18 protein-coding genes are annotated in these 17,511 nt (G+C 62.2%); 8 read left to right on the top strand and 10 right to left on the bottom strand.

Going from position 1 to position 17,511, the window contains the following annotated elements:
- Positions 1-91: 91 nt before the first annotated feature.
- Both BSY19_RS00335 and BSY19_RS00330 read left to right on the top strand, forming a co-directional pair.
- Entirely contained in the window at positions 92-1,042 is a 951-nt protein-coding gene (locus BSY19_RS00335; RefSeq protein WP_083247289.1) for a crotonase/enoyl-CoA hydratase family protein, read from the top strand.
- Between the two features lie 62 nt (positions 1,043-1,104).
- Positions 1,105-2,706 (top strand): hypothetical protein, encoded by a 1,602-nt coding sequence (locus BSY19_RS00330; protein WP_069052323.1) that lies wholly within the window; start codon positions 1,105-1,107, stop codon positions 2,704-2,706.
- A 372-nt stretch (positions 2,707-3,078) separates the two neighbouring features.
- Here the strand turns inward: BSY19_RS00330 and BSY19_RS00320 are convergent, their stop codons facing one another.
- Both BSY19_RS00320 and BSY19_RS00315 read right to left on the bottom strand, forming a co-directional pair.
- On the bottom strand, positions 3,079-4,944 hold the full coding sequence (locus BSY19_RS00320) for an ATP-binding protein (RefSeq protein WP_069052321.1): 1,866 nt from the start codon (positions 4,942-4,944) through the stop codon (positions 3,079-3,081).
- 89 nt (positions 4,945-5,033) lie between these two features.
- Complete coding sequence (locus BSY19_RS00315) at positions 5,034-5,588, bottom strand: DUF262 domain-containing protein (protein WP_069052320.1); 555 nt, start codon at positions 5,586-5,588, stop codon at positions 5,034-5,036.
- A gap of 311 nt (positions 5,589-5,899) precedes the next feature.
- Between BSY19_RS00315 and BSY19_RS00310 the strand changes: the two genes are divergently transcribed.
- Positions 5,900-6,118, top strand: coding sequence for a zinc finger domain-containing protein (locus BSY19_RS00310; RefSeq protein ID WP_236840352.1), 219 nt, complete (start codon positions 5,900-5,902; stop codon positions 6,116-6,118).
- A gap of 3 nt (positions 6,119-6,121) precedes the next feature.
- On the opposite strand, the gene BSY19_RS00305 is transcribed toward BSY19_RS00310, so the two are convergent.
- Both BSY19_RS00305 and BSY19_RS00300 read right to left on the bottom strand, forming a co-directional pair.
- Positions 6,122-6,424, bottom strand: a complete 303-nt coding sequence (locus tag BSY19_RS00305; RefSeq protein WP_069052318.1) for a DUF1127 domain-containing protein — start codon at positions 6,422-6,424, stop codon at positions 6,122-6,124.
- A gap of 183 nt (positions 6,425-6,607) precedes the next feature.
- Complete coding sequence (locus BSY19_RS00300; protein WP_069052317.1) at positions 6,608-6,892, bottom strand: hypothetical protein; 285 nt, start codon at positions 6,890-6,892, stop codon at positions 6,608-6,610.
- Positions 6,893-7,024: 132 nt separating this feature from the next.
- Here BSY19_RS00300 and BSY19_RS00295 point away from each other — a divergent pair, with 132 nt between their 5' ends.
- A complete protein-coding gene (locus tag BSY19_RS00295; RefSeq protein ID WP_069052316.1) occupies positions 7,025-7,828 on the top strand; it encodes an ADP-ribosylglycohydrolase family protein in 804 nt (267 codons plus the stop codon).
- 102 nt (positions 7,829-7,930) lie between these two features.
- Here BSY19_RS00295 and BSY19_RS00290 read toward each other — a convergent pair whose 3' ends face one another.
- Entirely contained in the window at positions 7,931-8,404 is a 474-nt protein-coding gene (locus BSY19_RS00290) for a hypothetical protein (RefSeq protein ID WP_069052315.1), read from the bottom strand.
- Between the two features lie 254 nt (positions 8,405-8,658).
- Here BSY19_RS00290 and BSY19_RS00285 point away from each other — a divergent pair, with 254 nt between their 5' ends.
- The gene (locus BSY19_RS00285) at positions 8,659-10,389 is read left to right on the top strand and encodes an LPD1 domain-containing protein (protein WP_150129320.1); all 1,731 of its coding nucleotides are present in this window, start codon (positions 8,659-8,661) and stop codon (positions 10,387-10,389) included.
- Positions 10,390-10,402: 13 nt separating this feature from the next.
- A complete protein-coding gene (locus tag BSY19_RS00280; protein WP_069052313.1) occupies positions 10,403-10,759 on the top strand; it encodes a hypothetical protein in 357 nt (118 codons plus the stop codon).
- Here the strand turns inward: BSY19_RS00280 and scpB are convergent, their stop codons facing one another.
- The 4 genes from scpB to BSY19_RS00260 form a co-directional block, all read right to left on the bottom strand.
- Positions 10,760-11,458 carry an SMC-Scp complex subunit ScpB gene (gene scpB, locus BSY19_RS00275; protein ID WP_069052915.1) on the bottom strand — a complete coding sequence of 233 codons (699 nt, stop codon included), beginning with the start codon at positions 11,456-11,458 and terminating at the stop codon, positions 10,760-10,762.
- 139 nt (positions 11,459-11,597) lie between these two features.
- Positions 11,598-12,050, bottom strand: a complete 453-nt coding sequence (locus tag BSY19_RS00270) for a hypothetical protein (protein WP_150129319.1) — start codon at positions 12,048-12,050, stop codon at positions 11,598-11,600.
- Positions 12,047-13,036: a hypothetical protein gene (locus tag BSY19_RS00265; RefSeq protein ID WP_069052311.1), complete on the bottom strand. Its 990-nt coding sequence runs from the start codon at positions 13,034-13,036 to the stop codon at positions 12,047-12,049. The genes BSY19_RS00270 and BSY19_RS00265 overlap by 4 nt, the downstream gene beginning before the upstream one ends.
- 76 nt (positions 13,037-13,112) lie before the next feature.
- Positions 13,113-13,376 carry a hypothetical protein gene (locus BSY19_RS00260; RefSeq protein WP_069052310.1) on the bottom strand — a complete coding sequence of 88 codons (264 nt, stop codon included), beginning with the start codon at positions 13,374-13,376 and terminating at the stop codon, positions 13,113-13,115.
- 228 nt (positions 13,377-13,604) lie between these two features.
- Here BSY19_RS00260 and BSY19_RS00255 point away from each other — a divergent pair, with 228 nt between their 5' ends.
- Complete coding sequence (locus tag BSY19_RS00255) at positions 13,605-14,825, top strand: FAD-dependent oxidoreductase (protein ID WP_069052309.1); 1,221 nt, start codon at positions 13,605-13,607, stop codon at positions 14,823-14,825.
- A 63-nt stretch (positions 14,826-14,888) separates the two neighbouring features.
- On the opposite strand, the gene BSY19_RS00250 is transcribed toward BSY19_RS00255, so the two are convergent.
- The gene (locus tag BSY19_RS00250; RefSeq protein ID WP_069052308.1) at positions 14,889-16,328 is read right to left on the bottom strand and encodes a hypothetical protein; all 1,440 of its coding nucleotides are present in this window, start codon (positions 16,326-16,328) and stop codon (positions 14,889-14,891) included.
- A 172-nt stretch (positions 16,329-16,500) separates the two neighbouring features.
- On the opposite strand from BSY19_RS00250, the gene BSY19_RS00245 reads away from it, so the two are divergent.
- Positions 16,501-17,511 carry a hypothetical protein gene (locus BSY19_RS00245; RefSeq protein WP_069052307.1) on the top strand — a complete coding sequence of 337 codons (1,011 nt, stop codon included), beginning with the start codon at positions 16,501-16,503 and terminating at the stop codon, positions 17,509-17,511.

Here is a 17,511-nt window from a genome sequence, read left to right as displayed (position 1 = left end):
GAACCATGGAGCCTTGAAGGATTGTATCTGGACAGATTCGCGTGATCCTTTCTTTGCGCAAGGTCTGACGGTCGACAAAAATCAGGGGGCCATGATGGACGTGTTGGAAAAGAGCGCCGCGATCATCGCAGACGCCGGCGTGATCATGCCCTCGGTTCTGGACCAGGAGATCGGTCAGGACTTCGCGTCGGCGATTGCCGGCGTGACCCGCGATTTCGTCGACATGGCCGCCCATTACGACCCCGAGACAGGCACCCTCTGGTGCTCGATGATCGGCACCGGGCTCCCGAGCTTCACGCCGCAGATGATCGGCGAGATGCAGGAGATCATCGACGTCGCCAAGGCGTTCGGTCAGCACACCGGTGCGGAGCCGCTGAAGTTTCTCGTCCTGTCGAGCGCCCGGAAGGGCGTCTTCAACCTCGGTGGCAACCTCGAGGTGCTTTCCGACAAGATCCGGCGCAACGACGTCGAGGGCCTGCGCGCCTATGCCCGCCGCAGCTGCGACCTCATTCACGCGATGTGGACGAGCCTCGACATGCCCTGCGTGACGATCTCCGTCGTTGCTGGCGATGCGCTGGGCGGCGGACTGGAGTCGGCGCGCTCGTGCAATCTTCTGATCGCCGAGCGCGGGACCAAGCTCGGACTGCCCGAGGCCATCTTCGGCCTGTTCCCTGGCATGGGCGCCTTCAGCCTGCTGTCGCGGCACCTGAACGGTGCGCTGGCCTACAACATGATGCTCAAGGGCGACATCTTCACCGCCGAGCAGCTGCATGACATGGGCCTCGTCGACGAACTCGTCGATCCCGGTACCAGCATGGACTATGTGCGCGATCTGGTGCGCAAGGCGAGTGCGCGTGACCACTTCTTCCGCTGCTCGATCAACGACGTTCGGCGCCGTGTCACGCCCCTGACCATCCAGGAGCTCTATGACGTGACCGATCTGTGGGCTCACTCCGCCATCCGGCTGACGGAAGCGGACCTGAAGCGGATGGAGCGTCTGCGCGGGATCCAGACCAAGCGCTTCCTGTCGCTTCAGGATTGATGCGCGTTCCTTTCTTGGGTTCGTGACAGGTTCATCCTGTGGATGACGTGACCGGGCCTGGCATGAACGACGATTCGAGATTGAATGAAACCGAGACCCGGCGGCCCCGTCGCCGGGTTTCTCTTCGTCTGCCCCCGATGCCAAGGGTCAACATCGGCCGTTGGGTTGGCGACGACGCGCGCCCCGTTCGCGGACTGCAAACCAACAGCGACGTCTCGCGCTTCCTGCTGAAGCGCTCGCTTGCCGATCTGGGAGGCCAGGCCATTGCCGGGCCTGATCCCGTCACGGACGAGCGCATCGCCCGCATGATGGCCTTCGAGACGTATCACGCTGTGATGCGGCAGGGGACCAAGAACGCCCTGACCTGGTACTCGGACGCTTTGCGCCGCGCCGAGTTGCTCGCAGGCATCCTGCACCCCGAACTGATCAATGACGGAGCGGCCGCGGCGCTGGGCCACTGCGCCATTCGCACGAGCGAGCAGGCCCGCACCGTCCTGTTCAGCGCCATGGCCATCACGAGCCAGAACAACACCGTCCAGGAGAACATGCGGTATGCCATCGAGCAGTACCGCGGGTTCCTTGCCCATGGTCGGTTCATCCCCAAGGGCTACGGCGCCAAGGGGCTGTCGATCTTCAACAACCTGGGTCGGTTCAACCAGCTCCTCGACGTGGTCGACGGAGATCTCGATCGCCTGCGGGCGTTCTTCCTGAGCAAGTTCAAGATGTCCGAGCTGCGCGCCGCCGGCGCCAACAACGGCATGCGGATTTCCGGTGTCGAACTGGCGGATGAAACCGTCTACGGCTCGATGGTCTTCGGCCCGAAAATCGGTGGGGCATTTCTAGCCAGCCTCTTGGGTGCAAAAGACGTCCCCACCTTCGACATGTGGTTCACGAGAACCTTCGGGCGCTACACGGGCCGGCTGATGAAAGCATCGGTCAGCGACGTTCAGAAGGAGCGCCTCTCACGAAGCCTGGACGCGAACCCCATGGCTGCCGTTATGGCCGAGGAGGGCTTCCGCATCGCGGGCTCCGACATCCCCGACCTGGTTGACGAGGACCTGCTCAATCTCTGTCGTGATCTGGCGAATTGTTGGGAACGGAATAGGCGGGCGTTAGCTCGGGCAGGATATGACAATCCTTCCCTGTCCAAGCTCAAATCCGAGCTCGATTGGCCAGGGGCTGCGGAGTCGATTGTCAAATCGCTGGGGTCCAGTGTCGATGCTCCCGGAAGCGGGGGCGAGAGGCGGTGGATCCGGAGCGTGGTGACCAGGGCTCTGGAGATCTTGCACGGCAACGGGCTCGATCTCGATGCGACGACACTGCAGGCGGTGCTGTGGTATGAAGAGAAGGCTGCCTGGGACCATCTTGCCGGCCGCAAGGTCGGCGAGCTGAACGTGAGCTATGACGAGGCCATGGCTGACATGGCAAAGCGCGAAGGAGCAGACCATGACCGCATCCAAGCCATCCTCGACGCCGATCTCGACGTCGGATCGCAACGAGATCGAGTTCCAGCGCACGCTGGACGCGGCAGGCCCCGAGCAGGTGAAGGGCTTTCTGTCGGAGCTGGTGACGCTCGCAGAGACGCGGGAGAAGTCGCTGAGCTCGCAGGACGACGAGACGAAGACGAACTGATCGACGAGGATCTGGCCTGCCCAAGCTTCTGAAGGGGAGGGCGGGTCCGCCACCTTCATGAGGGCAAAGCCATGGAACCAGGACCAAACCCACCTCTCGACGCTCTCAAGGCCGAGCTGACAGCGATCCGGACGACTCTGATGGCTGTCGGGATCCGGGCCGGCGGCCCCGGCCAGCGCCGTCCCAAGCCGACCGACCAAGAGATGGACGAGCTCTGGGCGAACACCCAGAGGGCTTTCGAGGCTCTGGAGGCGCTCGATCGCGACACGACACCCGAGCCGACGTTCGCACCCACGGCACCGAGAGATTGCGATATGATATGATACCATCTGGTATCAGTTGGGATCACCTATCGGGGCCATGGCCCGAATGCAGAAACGGCGCCCGATGGGCGCCGTTCTCGTTTACATCGAAGGGGCGAGGGCCAAGTCCGGCTCGTCGACCGGCTCATGGCCAGGCATTTCGATCGGGATGCCCTTGCGCCTGATCGTCTCGATGCGATCGGCTTTCTTGGCCTGATGGTCGGTGAGCATGCCCTTGTTCGCCTTGGCCTGACGGAAAAGAGAGGCCTCGATTTCCTTGATCGCGACACCAAGAACCGGCGTGCTAAGAGCAAGATCATGGACTAATCGATAGAATCCTTCATCATGAACGTGAGATTTCGTATCGGGCTCACCGTGCATATACTCGTGCAATATAAGTCCCGCGAGCCTTGCCCACCCGGAATAACCTTCTTTTACTAACGGAACAAGGTTTTTATTGATCCAGATATTCTCGCTGCCGTCGGTCCAGCCATTGGCTGCGTCCGATTCCCCGATGCGGATCCGGCGTCCCTGCCAGCGGTTCTTGCTGAAATCGATCGGAATGGAGTCGGCGAACCCGACCTGCTGCGAGAGCGAGACGTACATGGCATGGGCAGCGGACTGGAGGGCCTGAAGCGCGACCTTCTCGAACTTCGAGAGCTTCTTGTCGTCGACGGTCTCATAGTCGTCCGACATGTACTTCGCGAACTCGGACGGATCGCGGTGAGAGATCGAACCCTGGGACGCAACGAAGCGGATCGCGTCATATTCTGGCGTTCCGTAGCGCGCCTGGTGATAGGTGTCCGCTTTGGGGTTGTAGCCAGACTTCGCGGCCATCGCCTTCGAGATCTTCGCGTAGAGGTCTTCCGTGTTCTTGACGCCGAAGCGGTCGAGCGTGGGCGTTCCAACCACGAACATCGCGGTGGTGTTGTGAACACGCTCCGCCTTGCGCTCGCCTATCGGGGAGTAGGAGACCCGATTGTTGTAGCCGTGCAGCTCCACCAGGCGCTTCACGGGCACATGATTGCCCATCACATCGGTGATGAGCTTCGCCTCGACCATGCTGGTCAGATCGAGCTGCCCGGCGACCAGCTCCTCGGCCATGGCCTCCCGATCGGCGTCGGTCAGCCGCGCCTTGGACTTGCGCTGAATTCCAGCGACACTGCGGAGCGTTTCCGAGATCTTCTTCATGGTAGGGCAAGAACTCAGGACTTGATTTCTTGCGAAGTTAACGGTCAGCGGCTTCTTCGACACGATGATGCCGCCGACTCCGCCATAGCTGTAGCTGGGGATGCGGGCGACGAGGACGCCGAGATTATAGACGGTCAGGTGATTGACGTCCTTCAGCTCCATATAAGCCTCGGGCGTGTCATGCGTCCACTTCTGGTATTCGGACGGCAGGACGTTGATCTGCTTCCCGTTCAGAAGCACCGGGATCTGGGTGTAGCGAACGTACTCGCCGAGCTCGCGGATGCAGGTGTTGAGCTGACTCGGCAGGAGCTTCTCATACAGGTCGACGGTGATCTCACAGCCGGGATGGCTCTCATCCAAGGTCTGGAGTTCATACAGAAGACCGCCGCCCGCCGCAGAGAAATTGCCCTCCTGTGGCTTAATATCGACAAGCATGCGGAAGGTATTGCTCAACCACAAGTTGCGGCCGAATGCCATCATCTGCCCCCTTCCCATGCGGAAGCGGCCATATGTTGCATCGCCTTCTTCATGTGGGTGGCCGAAAGTTTCGAAGAAATTCTCGATCTCGTCTCTACCGACAAATCCCTTGCCATCATCCTTGAGGGTAAATCTATCCTCTGTCAAGGTCACTTCGACCTTTGTCGCTCCTGCGTCGACGGAATTCATCACGCCTTCGAGGATAGCCTTCTCGATGGTCCCCGCCTGCTTGGTGATGACATCCCAAAGCAGTTTGGGATGCATGCGCAGGGCGCGGCGCTCGGCGGTCGGCTGGGACATAGGAAGGCAAGGCTCCGTGAATCTGATTGAGCCTATCCAACCGCGCGTGGACGCATAGCACAAACGCGATCGGCCACTGACGGGGTGGGTTAGCGCCCGAGGCCCATCGTCGCCAAAGGCTCCTCATCGTCGGGAACCGCGCGCTGGTCGGCAGTGTGTGCGACCCCGCCGAAGTTCATCCGGTCATAGATCTCGCGCAGGATGCGCTCATCGGAATGACGCGTCTCGATCGCTGGGAACATGGTGTTGTTGAGCAACCTGACCTGGTCGCGCCGCGGTGTCTCTGACCAACGCGATCCGAACACGGGAAAGGCATCGTCGAAGTAGCGATCGAAGGCGTGGAGCCGCTGCTGACCGTCGAGCAGCCAAAGGTGCATCTCGCCATTCTTGCAGCCCGGCAGGTCGTCCGTGACGTTGTAGACCCAGGACCCGATACCGAGCCCGAGGATCGCCGACTCGACCAGACGGACACACCGCTCCTCGTCCCAGACGATCGGGCGCTGGAATGGCGGGATGACATAGCCCATCAGCCACTGTTGCCCAGGTGGAGTGCCTCTCGTCCGGTCCTCGAAGTTCTCGATGAAACGCTCGCGACGGTCATAGAGGGTATCGAGCGACCACTGACGGACGATGCCATCGAGCATTCTCTTGGGCCAAGCCATCGCGATCCTCCTCGGGTTAGTTCACGGGAACGGTAGCGCAGGCTGCCGCAAGTCATAACCGCTAATGGGTGCAGGATCGCTCCGATCCACGACTCAATTCGCAGATCCACGATAGCGCGCAGGTTCGACATCAGCCTACGCGACCCATTTGCAGCGTGAATCAAAAGCGACTTCGTGATTCACGAAATGCGTTGGACCCAGATGCGACGCGCGGACCAGGATCGCGCATGTCCCAGTCATGTTCTCAAGTGCAGTTGTTGGTCGTTCTGGAGCGCCGAGATCCGGCGATCAACATGAAACGGTTCTACGTTTTGAGTGTCGAGCCGACGCTCTTCGACGACGATGTCGCGCTGGTGCGCGAATGGGGCCGCCTGGGCTCAAGCTGTCGCAGGCGTCTCGATTTGTTTCCGGGCGCGGCTCAAGCCCAGTGCTCTCTGGAGACCTGGCTCGCCCGGAAAAAGCGAAAGGGATACCAGGTGGCGCTCGATGAGCGCCAATCCGGGCCGTTGTGAGCCTCAGCTCGCCATCTGGCGGGGAGCGTCGTCGTTCAGCGCCAGGAGAGTGGCAGGCTTGGCGCCGCCGGAGAGATCGTGCGCCGATGCGATCTGTCGCGAAGCGGCCGCGGCCGGCGATGGCCGTGTGGCTTTCAGGGCGGCTGCTCGGGCGATCGACTGGATGTCGATGCGGCTGATACCGATGTCGCGAAGCGTATGGTCGCTCAGACCAGTCAGCTCGCGGGTCGTGCGGTGGAAGGTGAGGTGTGCCTTGATGCCGAGGGCGGCCTTACGGGCAAGATGAATGAGGTTGGCGAGGAACATGGGCAAAAACGGCTCCGCGCACGGGGTGCGCCCATGCGTTCAGTCTGGCGATGAAGGGAAGGGGCGTGTGCCCCTGCGATTCGTGATGCCGCGGAGCCTACGGGCACGTCCGGCAAGGATCAAAGGCAGCGCGCAGGATTGCTGGTATGATCCAGAAGCATGGTGACCTCAGATGCCAAATGCTTATCGAGTGGCGCCCGCGACGAAACAGACGGCCATCGCGGAGGCCACGGACATCAGCCCAAGCGACCCAGCAACCGCCCAGGCATGCTGCTTGATCAACCCGCCCACCCCGAGAACCAGTTCGATTTCGCCGAAAGCGAGCCCGATTGCGGCGAAGACACCCAGTGCCAGCATGGGAACGACCGTCCAGCTGAACGTAGCCAGAGCCATGAGGCCCGAGAGCAGCGCCAGTCCATCTAGTTTCTCTTCGCTCTCAGGAGCGACCGGGGTGTCATGCGCAGCCATCAAGGATCTCCCGACCCGGAAACGATTCGTTAATCATATTCTCTGCCGGCGACAGCAGGAAACGTTGCCCTATCCTTATTGGTGGATAACGTCTGGAGATTCGATTCGTTCGTCCGTGACTGGAGAAACATCATGCTCGGCGCGATCTGCGGGGACGTGATTGGCAAGCCCTATGAGTTCGTCCGTCCGGTCAACACCAAGGAGTTCGATCTCTTTTCCGACGACTCGGCGTTTTCCGACGACACCGTGCTGACGGCAGCAATCGCCGATGCCTGCCTCCGCGGCCGTGATTTCGGTGAAGCCCTCGTCGAATTCGGTCGCCGGCATATCGACGCCGGCTACTCACGCACCTTCAAGGCCTGGCTTCTCGATGACGCCCGCCAGCCGGCATTCTCGACAGGAAACGGCTCGGCCATGCGCGTCAGCCCGGTCGCCTGGTTCGCCGGCACGCTGGAGCAGGCCATCGACCTGGCGACGCGCAGCGCGCTTCCTTCCCATGGAGATCCCGAGGGCATCAAGGGTGCCGTGGCGACGGCCTCTGCGGTGTTTCTGGCCCTCGAAGGCTGGGAGCTTGCGGATATTCGCAAGAAGGTCGCCGAGATCACCGGTTATGATCTCTCTCGTTCGTGGTCGGAGATCAAGGCCGATTATCCACGGTTCAAAACGAAGTGCCCCGACTCCGTCCCGGAGGCTCTGACCTGTGCGTTCGAGGCGACATCCTATGAAGACGCGATCCGCAACGCCATCGCTCTCGGCAACGACGCCGACACGCAGGCTGCCATCGCAGGAGCGATCGCCGAGCCAGTCTGGGGTGTTCCGGACTTCATCTCGGGCCCGGCTCTTCAGCGGCTAAGTCCGGATATCCGCGAGGTCTATGATGCGTTCCGGGTCGCCATGCACGATCGCCTGGATAAAGGGATCGTGCCGCGTCGCTAATTGAGTCGAATTCTCTGCGACGAAACAGGCTCTTAGGGCGGGTCGACCCGTTAGAGAAAGAGCCGTTTGCCTATCTGCTGCCCGGGAAATCGCAGTGCCCCGTCACATTCCAGGCGCGCGCTCCGGTGCGCTCGCCTTGAGCTCGGACGCCGTCCAGCCATGGAACAGGATGCTCTCGCGCCCGGGGTTGAATGTCGTGAACGAGAGATACTGGCCGAGCTGGATCAGCGACCGGCAGAAGCCGAAATCACAGGCTTCCGGATAGAGGCGCTTGTTGGGAACGATGGCCGAGGCCGGCAAGCTCGCACCGCTCACATGGTAGGCCTTGTCGCGGATGTCCTGGCCCAGCAGCTGATGCAGCTCGGAGGGACTGGTCTCGACCAGCTCGGTCGTCTCTTTGGTTCCGCCCCGGTAGACCAGCAGGTGCAGGATCTCGTCATCAAGATAGACGTGCCAGGTGCGCCGCTCGGTGTCATAGCCGTAGAGAAGGGTGCCCAGGGGCGCCGCCGGGGCGCTGATGAGCGGATCGGTGACCTGCGACAGTTCCTGGATGAGCTTGTGCTCGGCTTCGTTCATCGTCTTCCTCCTGCCCCGGATCGATCTCGATACAATCGAGTGATCTCGCGCAATCACCAAGTCTGTCGATCAGATACCGGGAAACTGTAGGATCAAGTCGATCGCGTGACTACTGCCCGACGGTTTGTGGCTATCCTCATCCACCAATATCCTCGAATCGAGAGGATCGAGGAATGGCTTTGAGCACGCGAACCCTGGACGATTTCGGCGAGAAGATCGGCGGCGCCCGCAAGGATATGTGGCGCGATCGCCTGATGACGCTCGACGACCTGGGCTCTCTCAGCCTCGAGGAAGCCGTCGCGTTCGTTGCCAAGGATCTGATCTGGCCGGTTCCCGACTATGCTGCTCTGGCGGCAGACGGGATTGATCCGATGGCACTCGCGCTGCGCAAGATTGTCCGCGACCGCATGCCGGTGACGCCTTGCGTGGTCGAGAAGGCCTCCCAGCCCTCCGATCCCAAGCAGATCTATGCGTATTTCATCAAGGCGACGAGCCTGGTTCGCGACACGCTGGAGCAGTGCCGGACAGTCGACGATGTGAAGGGGGCGACTTCAGCCATTCTGACAGCGCTCGGCTGGTACGAGAAGGCCGGCTGGAAGGATCCCGAGATCCGCGCGACGCTGTTCACGATCATGCCTCGCCGGCACTACCCGTTCGAGCTTTCACAGACCGATCACACCAAGGCCAATCGGATGGTCGCCGACGGCTTCCCGTCGAGCAAGGTCGAGCCCTGGCTCAAGGGAGTTCGCATCGCCGCTGACGGGCGCGGTGCCTTCATGGCGGTGAAGTCCGGCGTCATCCTGGTCTCGGGCAAGCCCGACCACGACAGTGTCGTCGCCCACTTGAAAGAAGTGCACTCCACCGCGGCTGAGGCGAAGAAGGACAAGCCCAAATCGCCGCCGATGTACCGCGAGCGCATCGACAAGATCGATCGCAGCGGGCTGGAGGACTATCGCAACGGCGTGCCCATCACGCCTGAAGCCTTCACCGAGCAGTTCGGTTTCCGCGGCGTCGAGTTTGGCGAATGGCTGCCGGACGGCGAGCGCCAGCTCGTTCTGGATCACGCCTATGACGCGCTTCGCGACATGGCGGTCGCTCTCGATATCCCCGATCGCTTGCTGAGCCTGGGCGGGCGCCTGGCACTGGCATTCGGATCCCGTGGCAATGGTCGGCCAGCTCACTACGAACCGACCAGAATTGTCATCAATTTGAGCAAAATGACTGGCGCAGGGGCTCTTGCCCATGAGGTTGGTCATGCCCTCGACCACCTCCTGGGGGAGGCCGGCTTCGAAGGCGTGACCAAAGGCGACGTCCATTCGCTGTCTGGCTGGTACAGCTGGAGCAAGTCCAGGGCCTCGTCGCTGGGCGGTTTGGGCGCGGACGCTGCGCAGGCCTGGGACGAGGTGATGACGACGCTGCGCTCGCGCCGGCGGACCCGCGACGAACAGGTCGCCCACTTCGATACCCGTCTGGAGCTGATGAATGCGCAGCTCGACGAGCAGGAGAAGCACCTCGCCGACTTCAAGGCGCGTGGTGGTGGGCGGCTCGACAGCAAGTTCGAAGGCAAGATGCTCGCCTGGCTATCCGAGCAGAAGTTCCGGATTGCGCGGCTGACCAAGATCCGGACCGAGTTCATCGCCCGGCCGGAGGTTCCCGGCGACGTCGGCGAGAGCTCCTATATGGCTGAGGCCAATGCGCTGTGCGGCTCCTCGGGCGAGTACTGGAAGCGGCCGACAGAAATGTTCGCGCGCGCCTTTGAGTGCGTGGTCTTCGATGCGATCGCAGCCAAGGGCGGCCGCAGCGACTACCTCGTCCAGGGTGTCGAGATGGATCGCTATGCCGGCCCGCGCTGGAAGGGCAATCCCTATCCGACCGGGGACGAGCGCGTGGCGATCAACGAGGCCTTCAGGAAGGCCATCGCTTTGACGATGCCGGTGCTTGAGCGCCTGGCAGAGGCCGAACCTACGACCCCATCCCCGCACTGAGGCGAGCAGCTCCATGGCGAACTATTCCACCATCACCGATGTCGTCGCCCACTACGTTCGGGATGCGATGCCGCGATGGGGGCTCGCCGGCTGGACGCTGCAGGATCTGACCGCGGATGGCGATTACTCCAGCGATGACACGCTCTCTCTGGTCGACCCCGACGGCACGCGCAGCCCCGTCTACATCCAGTCCGGGCCCTTCGGCATCTGTGTCAGCACCGAGGTCTATGACGATCGGGGCGAACTCGAAGCCGTGGAGCATCAGTCGGTGCGGCAGAAGGCGAGCGTCCTCCTGATCCGCGACCTGGTGCGGGCGTTGCGCGATGCGCCGGGGCCCATTCCACTTCCGGCGCCTGCGATGACGATGTGATCAGGCTGGCGGATCCGGGTCTCCCGGATCAAGCGGGGCGAAGAGATCATCCAGTGGATCCTCGTCTTCTCTCAGATCGGGGTCGTCGTCGGGCAGGGGGATGGATAGATCCCGGCTGATGCGGGTTTTCCCCAGGTTGACGCCCTGCAGCTCCTCGAGGCCAGGCAGGTCGTCGATCCGATCGAGCCCGAAGTGGTCCAGGAAGTTCGGCGTCGTTCCGAATGTCACGGGCCGACCGGGACTGCGCCTGCGGCCGCGTAAGCGCACCCATCCCGCTTCCAGCAGGTTGTCGAGCGTCCCCTTGGCCGTCGAGACGCCGCGTATCTCTTCGATCTCGGCGCGCGTCACCGGCTGATGATAGGCGATGATGGCCAGCACTTCGAGAGCAGCGCGCGAGAGCCTCCTGGGCGCGGGCTGGTCGGCCTGGAGCAGGTAGCCAAGGTCGGCCGAGGTTCTGAAGGCATAGCCGCCAGCCAGAGGCCGCAGGTTCACGCCCCGGGTGCTGTAGTGATCCACCAAGTGGTCGACGACGGCCTGCGCATCGATGCCAGCCGGAAGCGACTTTGCAAGGTCGTCGAGCTTGAGGGGGGTCGCGGAAGCGAACAGCAGTGCTTCGGCTATCCTAACCGACAGACCGAAAGTCTCGGCATCTTCGCCAGTCTCAGGAGACCCGACCTGTTGCTGGTCGAGGTCGCTCAAGGCAAAGCCCCCGACCCTGAATTCGCAAGTCTGCAATCACGCATACACAGCGCGACCCTGCGATCGCCCCCACTGTTACAGCGGGCAACTTCTTCGCTTAGGGACGACGATGCAAGTCTCGCGGGCGAGAAGGCCGGCGTCAGAAGCCGCGGGAAGGCCCCTGGTCGACATGGCGCGATGCTCGACCACCCATGACGAGCACGCCGTCCCAGACCCTGGAGTCCATGTCGGCGCCCACGTTGCCATCGTCGAAGGCTGCTTCGACCATGTCGAGCAGGCGCTCCCGGTCGTCATAAAACAGTTCCGGCCAGGCTTCCGCCAGCTTCTCGGCCGCCGTCATGACCGCGGACGTCTGGCGACCAAGCGCATAGGTCACGACGGCCTCAAGCAAGCGGATCTTGGTAGGGCGCCTTTGCGCTGCAGCCGTCTGGACATTGTGGTCGAGCACTTCGCGAAGGAAGTCGCCTGGCTGGCTGGTCGTCTCAACGAGCGCGGACAGCAGAGCGACCTGCTCCTTCGAGAGTGTTTCCGAGAAGCGCCGGACCGCCATCCAGCGGACGTCTTCGACCATTGCTCCCACCTGCGCCTTCATGGCTTTGATCCCGGCTCGTCAGGCTGCGGATCATCTGCCGGCTGGTCTGCGGCCGGCGCGAAGCGGGCGAGCGTCTCTCGCAGCATGTCGTCGCGCATAGCAGCCTGCTGAGCCAGCCTGGAATCGAGCGCCTGGAGGATCGGCAGCATCTGATCGAAAGCCGACCGCAGTGCCTGCTGCTGGCTCTCGACGTGCTCCTCATCGAGAGCCCTCAGGGCGCGGATCGCCGCTGGCGTCGCGTAATCGAGCAGGACAGCCTCGCGCGGAATATACAGGTTGGGCTCACGCCCTTCGACTGGGTTGTTGGTGTAGCTGACCTGCCCGCCAGGGATCTGCTTGAGGTTGGTCAGGTAGAGCCGGCTCGCCGTCTCCTTGACGACCTCCGCGGTGGCATAGGCGCGCCGGTACCGCCGCTTCGGCAACGGCAGAGGAAAGCTCGCGGGGAATGCCTTGCGCATATCAGCGTCGAGAGAGAGCTCGACGTAATCGGTCGCGCCGATGACGATGGTACGGGCAACGCTTTCGCGCTGGTTGCGCTGCTGTTCCCGCAGCCTTTGCAATTCGGCTTTGCCTGTGTTAGTCCAGTATAGACGACCTTCTTTACTGGGTGCATATATATTGTCTGAGTAATGAAACGGATTTCTGGTCAGCTGGTCGATGAGCTTTTCGTATGAAGACTTTCCTCCTTGGCCATGGTGTCCCAAGCTGTGCCAGCTGCTCAGAAACTTCGCCCGCAAAAGGTTCGTCGTCGGGAAATTCTCGCGACCGAACCGAAGGTGAAGCTGGTGCAGGACTTCCCTGTCCTGGATCATGTTCGGCGTCCGCTTACCCTCCTCGTTGGGCTCGGACAGATCATAGAAATTCAGCGAACCTCCGCTGCGAATGTATGCATGAAAGGTGAAAAGGCGGCGCGCCGGGCCGGGCTCGCAGAGCCAGTCGAGCAATGCGAGTTCAGCGAAGGTCAGCTTGATCTTGGGCTCAGCCATCGAGGCGATCGCTTCCGATTCCAATCATTGAGCCGTAATCGTCTCTTGTTAGCCTGAAACCAACAAACAACATGTGCTAGCGGATCGGGAACGTCATGCTGGCTTCAACGTCGAGCTCGCGTGCCTGATCGACGAGCGCAGCCGCCTGATCGCGGAGGGCCCGGGCGCGGGCCTTAGTCTCGATGTCGCGATCGCGGATAGACTGGATGGCGATCCGGACGTTGCCTGGCTTCTCCTCGACGCCGAGACGCTTCATCTCATCCGACAGGGCGATCGCATAAGGCGCATCGAGGCGCCCGGCTGCCTGCATGCTCTCGGCCTTCACCACGGCGACTTTCATGGAGCGCTCCTTCCCGTCGAGGCATCACCATAGCCGATCCTGCTGCAAGAAAGTGAGGGCCATAGCGACCAAGTACCGGCGCCTATCCCCAAAAACGATGAGCGCACATGGAAACAGATCGAATGCGATCTATCTGGTTCAATCCTTGAGCGTGACAAAGGACTATCGAACAGGCCAACCTTCATTCCGCTCGGACGCGTCCGGGTCCGCATGGAAGATTCGGGCTGCATGAACAAAGCTGTCGAGATTGCTATCCTGGGATGCGGTCCGGCGGGGCTTTCCACCGCACTGGCTCTACACCAGGCAGGCTTCAGCCCCCGCATCTTCGAGCGCTTTGAGGCGGCCACCGCTGTCGGGTCCGGTCTGATCCTACAGCCCGCCGGCCTGATGGCGCTCGAAGAGCTCGGGCTGGCGACCAGGATCAAGGAACTCGGTCAGCCAATTGATCGGCTGTTCGGTCGTGCCGAGATGGGGCGCGTCGTTCTCGATGTCGCGTATTCAGACAACGCCACGGGCGATCAAGGGGTCGCCGTACATCGGTCCGCCATTTTTGGCGTCCTGCACCAAGCTGCCATCGACGCCGGCATCCCGATCGAGCTTGGCGTCAATGTCGACCGCACCACGAAGCTGGCCGATAGCCGTGTCGCCATCTTGGACAGCCAGGGCCGAAGCCATGGGCCGTTCGATCTGGTTGTCGATGCACTGGGAAGTCGATCGCCGCTCCTTCCCTCTGGCGCAGGGCGACTGCTGCCCTATGGCGCGCTCTGGGCAACGCTTCTCTGGCCAAATTCCGGCTTCGATCCGCGCGCGCTGGAGCAACGCTATCGCGGCGCGGGCCGGATGGTCGGGGTCATGCCGATCGGCAGGCGCCATGCCGGTGATGACAACCACGCGGCCTTCTTCTGGAGCCTGAAGCCGGACACCCAGGGAAACGGTCTCGACGATGGTCTGGATGCCTGGAAGTACCAAGTGATGGAGCTATGGCCGGAGACGATCAGCCTGCTGAGCCAAATCCGATCTCCCGGCCAACTGCATCTCGCGCGGTACCGTCACCACACAGCCAGGCCTGTGCGTGACAGGCCCCTCGTGCGCGTCGGGGACGCAGCCCACTCGACGAGCCCGCAACTGGGGCAGGGGGTCAACATGGCCCTGCTGGACGCATGTGCGCTTGCGTCTGCCATGCAGTCGGAGACCGACATCCCTTCGGCCCTGACCTCGTACCATCGGCAGCGCAGACTGCATGTTGCGCTGTATCAGGCGGCGAGCACCGCTTTCACGCCGTTCTACCAGTCTGACTTCCGGATCCTTCCGTGGATCCGCGACACCATCGTTCCCCCGCTTGCGCAGATGAGGATCAGCAGGCGCCTTCTGGCGACACTGGTGTCGGGGACGCTCGGGTTGCCCCGAACCCAGCAGCATCGACAGCAGACTGGCCGTTCCGGGTCCTGAACAGAATTCAGCCGGGCTGCTGGGGTGCTGGTGGTGCCGGTCTGATGCTGGTGGCGAGCAGACTTACGGCCGCGGCGCGTTGGCGATCTGCGGGACGATGGCCCGATCCGAAACCTGGGCCCGGCCGGTAGCCACACAGGCAGCTGCGAAAGCGAGGCTGCCAGACTCAGAGAGCTTGCGCGGGAAGCGCTCCGTCTCCAGGGCCAGATCGATTGCAGAAGCTGTCTCGACCAGAAGCTCCTCGGGAACGAAACGGGCGAACTCGGACGGGTCGGGCTCTGGAGCCCAGTCATCCTTGCCGTGAAGAGTGCCGAGCCACCAACGGCCGACCTCTGCATCCCTCTTGATCGTTCTGGCAGCTGCTTCGAGGTCATTCCTGGCGATCGCAGCCCCGGTCTCGGTCAAGGCGAACACGATCGTCTCGATGGAATTCATCGTGATCCTGTCGACAACCTTCCACCTGGGCTGCCACCAGACCGGCACGATGACGCCGGCGCGAACCGCCTCCCGCACGCGGGAACCTGCAACGACCGACGACCTGCGACTGCGCGTATTCCACTGGGATGCCGGATCGCCCGAGATCCCGCACACGACGGGGCAACCACGCAGCATGCGCGTGGTGACGCGCACCAGGTCGCGGTCGACCAGCACCTTGGCGACGTCTTCACGAGCTGACTGCCTTTCCTGCAGCTGACGCCGTGGAACTTCGAGGCTCTCGGCCGCCGCAACGATGATATCAGCCTGTTCCTGACCGATTTCAGCGAAGCGTCGCTTCATGACACGCTCATCCGGATCCCAGCCCGCGGACCGGACCAGATCGCGCCAGGCATCCTGAATGTCCTGATCGAACCGAGGCATGACGACCGGCCAAATGGTGACGGTCGCGCCGGCCTCGCCCTTCTCGACGATACCCTCCCAGCGATGATGGTAGGATCGGGTTGCGAGCTCGAACTTCAGAGCTTTGACGTCCTGATCGAACGGGCTGAGATGGGCGTGAATCTTGGGGCCCTTCATCACGGCCAGTTCAGGGGCCCAGAAGTCCTTCGTTGCCTGGCGGGCCTTTCTGTCCGCGACCGCGGTGACGTGCTTCCCGACGGATGACGAACAGGAGAGCCGGAGCTTCTCGATGGTTTCAGCGGTGACCGGTTTGCCAGTCAGGCCGTCGATGGCCGGGATGGTGGCGTCGATGTCGTCACCTGGCATGGACGGGATGTCAAAACGCGCCTCGATGCAAAAGCTCAGACCGAGCTCGGCTGGTGCATCCGAATAGGCGACAGCGTTGCCGATATGAGTGCGCGAGGCAGCCTGCCATCCCCTCATCTCGGTGGCGTAATCGAAAACGCGCAGCACGAGGCTCACATCCGGCAGCTCGGCGACCGTCCGAATAGGCTCGGCCTCGTCACCCGGCAATCCGAACCGGATGCCAACGGCCGACTGGTCATCCCTGACCAACGGCAAAAGCCCGTGCAGACGCGGGCCTTCGGAATCGTCGGATGCAGACACTGCGCTATCTCCGGACTGGACTTGCGCCGAGAATAGCCGAAGCCACGAAACAAACCAGCAAACGGGTCTGACCAGATCAGGCTTATCCCGATTCTTTTGCGCGATGCATGCTCACATTCTAGGATTGGTTATCGGTTCGTCCGTACCAGATGCGACAATCAAAGGATTGATGATGGGCCTGTTCAATGTTGTCGATCCCGTCACCGGTGTCACGCTGAAGCAGGGCGACCCGATCGTCGCGATCATGCTCCAGCGCCGCACCGGCGGCTATCCCGACGCAGTCACGGGCCTGGCTGTCCGACCTCATCATCCGACAGGCCTGTTCGAGCCGGCGAGCCTGCCGATCTATGGGAAGATGGGCGATACCGGCGATGTCGTTCCGGTGAAGGGACAGCTTTCGGTCAAGGCGTTCGTCGAGATGGCAGGGGCATCGAGCTGGGATCAGGCTTTCGCGACTGCGACCGATTTCAGCGGCAGCGGGCTGGCCTATCCCATCGACCGGCTGTCTGCCCATCTCGGGCAAACGAAGCCTGTCACAGAGGTGCTCGGCATTTCCGTCGTTCATCGATCGAGCTTCGAGAAAATGCTCTCGTCGCGCTATAGCCGAACCGACAAGCAGGCAGACATCGACGATCTTGTGGCGATTTTGTCCGACTTGGCTCGCAAGAGTGCGGAAGGCGACAGCAAGGCCACCTATGACTTGATCTCTCTGCAAGGGCTCGGCTGCGGCAGCCGGCGATATGACCACAGCGATGGTCGCGCCATCGAACTTCCTCCCCTTGCGGGCGTCCTGCAGCATCGCGAAGGCGGCGACTGGGTGTCCTCGGATTTCAGCCAATGGCTGACCACGGAAGGTCCGCTGCGAACCAACACGAGCGATCGCTTGGACCGTGAGACGCTGGACGCCCTCTGGGAGTTGCAGGCTTTCCAGGAGGGCCTCGATGCGATCGGGCATCTTCTCCTCCCGAACAAGTCTCACGGGTACTCGACGAATGCCGTTACGGCCATCGATATGGCTGTCCTGACGATCCAGCGGGGCGCCGACCAGATCCAGGAGCTGATCGAGGATGACCGCGATCTCCGTGATGCCGATGTAGAGCGCCTGCGCGCCAAGATGATGGAGCTCGACGAGCTAAAGGACCGTATGGCCGCGCTGCTTCAGCAGGCCAGCCCGAGCCCCTGA

It is taken from the genome of Bosea sp. RAC05 (assembly GCF_001713455.1).
GTDB lineage: Bacteria > Pseudomonadota > Alphaproteobacteria > Rhizobiales > Beijerinckiaceae > Allobosea.
Note: the sequence above shows the minus strand (reverse complement) of the source record. Positions and strands in the feature narration are given on the sequence as shown.